Here is a 1,358-nt window from a genome sequence, read left to right as displayed (position 1 = left end):
AATATTTCATTTTTTTCTTTTCGCGCTGACCCTATGTGATTTTCATTTTGTTTCTCCTTTCTCCGATTGATAAGCCTTATTGAAGGAGTCGTGTGGCGTGGGTGGATGACGAGCCTGCTTTGCTTGTTTTGTATTGTCTGACGCCGAGGAGGGGGGCACAGTCGACGAACGCAGTACGGAGACGGCAGTCAGGGTAGTAAGGTCCCAAGCGTAACTGTAGGGAGAACCTGTCTATGCTACTCATACCAGAAACTGTTGCCGCTACCCGGAGGGTACTCTGTGCTTCGGTTAGCCTGACGTTTTCCCTCGCTTCTTAGGTTTACTCTGTAAATAAGTATGTTTTTTTTTCTTTCGTTCTTTCTTTCTTCAGGGCGCTTTTTTTCAAGTGTCTGCCTCATCCCCTGCGTAGAGGCACGACAGTTTGTTATTTTCATTTATTTTTTCATTTCTCTCTTCCGATTTGTTTTCTTTGTTTTCTTTGGTTTCTTTTGTCTATGTTTTCTTTCGTTTTCTCTCTTTCATATAATATGTATGCCGTGCCTGTCATATCCAGTAGGATGACATAGCCTTGCATTGTTTTGTCTACTGCTGTGCTTAGTTCATACGTAACATTGCAGTATCTCTGTGGCGTAGTTCTGTGACAATATATCTTGTATCTCTTTAGCACTGAAGAATCGGCACGGGCACTGGTTGACAATGTGCTTGATGTCCACGGGTAGAAAGAACACACACACATATGATACGCATAAGGATATTTTAGTTTTTTACTTGCCGGCATGCAGGCTATTAATAATAAACTTATTCTCCTTATTTCCCATATCAGTCAATTTTCGGGAATCTGCTCATTCGTAGTGGGCACGGCCTACTTGCGCAATGGAGGTGCGGCTTTTGTTGCTAAGTCCGAGGTAACCCAATGAAGTGCAACAAGTCAATAGATGCACTATTATTGCTGTAGGTACTATCACACCGCTAATATTGCCGTTTCTCTACCTTATTATCTTCTTGCTGACGTCCTCCTATACTGCTGTAGACTTCTTATTGGTTTTGACGCATTGGCTCGGCAAACATTCCTCAGATGCAGTAGTCAAATGATACGTGGCTACTATTACTAGAGACCCAATAAATCGGAATTATGTGCACGAAATTTGCATACTTCATTCAAGTAATTCTACTGTGGCTTGCGGCATTTTTTCGTTGTGTGGATGTAGTTTTTTCTCTGATCGATGTTTTTTGTGGTTGATAAGCACATATCGCCAGCCTATCAGAGCAACCACATACTGTAGATGTACTCTGTATCTCAATTTAGGTGGTAAACCTGTGACCAAGTGGAAGTCGTTTCCAATGTACTAGAAGAAACG

At 42.0% G+C, this 1,358-nt stretch carries 3 protein-coding genes; all 3 read right to left on the bottom strand.

Going from position 1 to position 1,358, the window contains the following annotated elements:
- Positions 1-236 precede the first annotated feature (236 nt).
- Positions 237-434 (bottom strand): hypothetical protein, encoded by a 198-nt coding sequence (locus ABJF11_RS19920; RefSeq protein ID WP_348122011.1) that lies wholly within the window; start codon positions 432-434, stop codon positions 237-239.
- A gap of 8 nt (positions 435-442) precedes the next feature.
- On the bottom strand, positions 443-778 hold the full coding sequence (locus ABJF11_RS19915; RefSeq protein WP_348122010.1) for a hypothetical protein: 336 nt from the start codon (positions 776-778) through the stop codon (positions 443-445).
- A gap of 376 nt (positions 779-1,154) precedes the next feature.
- Positions 1,155-1,301 (bottom strand): hypothetical protein, encoded by a 147-nt coding sequence (locus ABJF11_RS19910; RefSeq protein WP_348122009.1) that lies wholly within the window; start codon positions 1,299-1,301, stop codon positions 1,155-1,157.
- Positions 1,302-1,358: the final 57 nt, after the last annotated feature.

The sequence above is a fragment of the Reichenbachiella sp. genome, from assembly GCF_039941815.1.
GTDB lineage: Bacteria > Bacteroidota > Bacteroidia > Cytophagales > Cyclobacteriaceae > Reichenbachiella.
The sequence above is the reverse complement of the archived record's forward strand: the minus strand, read 5'-3'. Positions and strand labels throughout refer to the sequence as shown.